This is a genomic window from Pseudomonas sp. NPDC087690 (assembly GCF_044743175.1).
Taxonomy (GTDB): Bacteria; Pseudomonadota; Gammaproteobacteria; order Pseudomonadales; family Pseudomonadaceae; genus Aquipseudomonas.
The window spans coordinates 1-2660 of the sequence record NZ_JBIUVX010000098.1; the positions used below are offsets into that span (position 1 = coordinate 1).

At 62.3% G+C, this 2660-nt stretch carries 2 protein-coding genes; both read left to right on the forward strand.

Annotated elements, in window-relative coordinates; genetic code table 11:
- Window positions 1–2028, forward strand: a 2028-nt coding sequence (locus tag ACIPIZ_RS29525) for a molybdopterin-dependent oxidoreductase (protein WP_401169037.1), incomplete at its 5' end; no start/stop codon positions are given.
- The coding region (locus ACIPIZ_RS29530) for an NADH-quinone oxidoreductase subunit H (protein WP_401169040.1) at window positions 2025–2660 on the forward strand (636 nt) is incomplete at its 3' end. The genes ACIPIZ_RS29525 and ACIPIZ_RS29530, both read left to right, overlap by 4 nt.

Here is a 2660-nt window from a genome sequence, read left to right on the forward strand (position 1 = left end):
GGCTGCTCGAGCGGTTGCAACATTTCCCCTGGCGAGCGTTACGGCGAACTGCGGCGCATCGAAAACCGTTTCAACGGTTCGGTGAACCAGTACTTCCTGTGCGACCGTGGCCGTTTCGGTTATGGCTACGTCAACCGCACCGACCGTCCACGTCAGCCGCTGCTGGCCGACGGCACCAAGCTCGGTCTGGATGCTGCACTGGATAAAGCCGCTGACTTGCTGCGCGGTCGCAACATCGTCGGTATCGGTTCGCCGCGTGCCAGCCTCGAGAGCAACTACGCATTGCGCGAACTGGTCGGCGCCGAGCACTTCTATTCGGGTATCGAAGCCTCCGAACTGGAGCGCATCCGTCTGGTCTTGCAAGTGCTGAAAGACAGTCCGCTGCCTGTACCGAACATGCGCGACATCGAAGACCACGACGCCATTTTCGTCCTCGGTGAAGACCTGACCCAGACCGCCGCCCGTGTGGCGCTGTCGCTGCGTCAATCGGTCAAAGGCAAAGCTGAAGACATGGCCGAAGCCATGCGCGTTCAGCCTTGGCTCGACGCCGCCGTGAAGAACATCGGCCAGCACGCGCTGAACCCGCTGTTCATCGCCAGCCTGGCGGAAACCAAGCTCGACGACATCGCTGAAGAATGCGTACACGCAGCTCCGGACGATCTGGCGCGCATCGGTTTCGCCGTTGCCCACGCACTGGACGCCAGCGCCCCGGCCGTTGAAGGTCTGGACGCCGAAGCACTGGAACTGGCTCAGCGCATTGCCGACGCCCTGCTCGCGGCCAAACGTCCGCTGATCATCGCCGGTACCTCGCTGGGCTCCAAAGCCTTGATCGAAGCCGCCGCGAACATCGCCAAAGCACTGAAACTGCGCGAGAAGAACGGTTCGATCAGCTTGATCGTGCCGGAAGCCAACAGCCTCGGTCTGGCCATGCTCGGTGGCGAATCGGTCGACGCTGCGCTGCAAGCCGTTATCGACGGCAAGGCTGACGCGATCGTTGTGCTGGAAAACGATCTGTACACCCGCACCGCCAAAGAAAAAGTCGATGCTGCACTGAACGCTGCGCAAGTAGTGATCGTTGCTGACCATCAGAAAACCGCGACCACCGACCGCGCGCACCTGGTTCTGCCAGCCGCAAGCTTCGCCGAAGGCGACGGTACGCTGGTCAGCCAGGAAGGTCGCGCCCAGCGCTTCTTCCAGGTTTTCGACCCGCAATACCTCGACGCGAGCATTCTGGTTCACGAAGGCTGGCGCTGGCTGCACGCCCTGCGCGCGACCTTGCTGAACCAGCCGATCGACTGGACGCAACTCGACCACGTCACCGCTGCCGTTGCTTCGAGCACCGAGCAACTGGCACGTATCGTCGACGCTGCACCATCGGCGGCGTTCCGCATCAAGGGTCTGAAACTGGCGCGTGAGCCGCTGCGTTACTCCGGTCGCACCGCAATGCGCGCCGACATCAGCGTTCACGAACCACGCACCCCGCAAGACAAAGACACCGCGTTCGCCTTCTCCATGGAAGGTTACTCGGGCTCTGCCGAACCGCGTCAGCAGGTGCCATTTGCATGGTCGCCGGGCTGGAACTCGCCACAAGCGTGGAACAAGTTCCAGGACGAAGTTGGTGGTCACATCCGTGCAGGCGACCCGGGCACCCGCCTGATCGAAAGCACCGGTGATTCGCTGAACTGGTTCGCTGCTGCACCGCGCGCATTCAACCCGGCGCCGGGCACCTGGCAAGCGGTACCGTTCTTCCACCTGTTCGGCAGCGAAGAGAACTCTTCGAAAGCCGCACCGGTTCAAGAGCGTATTCCGGCTGCTTACGTGGCACTGGCCAAGTCCGAAGCGGATCGTCTGGGCGTCAACGACGGTGCCCTGCTGAGCCTGAACGTGGCCGGTCAGACCCTGCGTCTGCCGCTGCGCATCAATGAAGAACTGGGCGCCGGTCTGGTGGCGTTGCCTGCGGGCATCGCCGGCATTCCACCGGCATTCGCCGGCGTGTCCGTCGACGGTCTGCAGGAGGCAGCGCAATGACCTGGTTCACCCCTGAAGTGATCGATGTGATCCTGACGGTCGTCAAAGCCATCGTGATTCTGCTGGCCGTGGTGGTCGCGGGCGCGTTGCTCAGCTTTGTCGAACGTCGCCTGCTGGGCTGGTGGCAGGACCGTTACGGTCCGAACCGCGTTGGCCCGTTTGGCATGTTCCAGATCGCCGCCGACATGCTGAAGATGTTCTTCAAGGAAGACTGGACCCCGCCGTTTGCCGACAAAGTGATCTTTACTTTGGCGCCGGTTGTAGCCATGTCCGCCCTGCTGATCGCGTTTGCGATCATCCCGATCACCCCGACCTGGGGCGTCGCGGATCTGAACATCGGCCTGCTGTTCTTCTTCGCCATGGCCGGTCTGTCGGTCTACGCGGTGTTGTTCGCCGGCTGGTCGAGTAACAACAAGTTCGCCCTGCTCGGTGCGTTGCGTGCTTCGGCGCAGACCGTGTCCTACGAAGTGTTCATGGGCCTGGCCCTGATGGGCATCGTGGTCCAGGTCGGCTCGTTCAACATGCGCGACATCGTCGAGTACCAGGCGCAGAACCTGTGGTTCATCATTCCGCAGTTCTTCGGCTACTGTCCCTTCTTCATCGCTGGCGTCGCCGAGACTCACCGACACCCG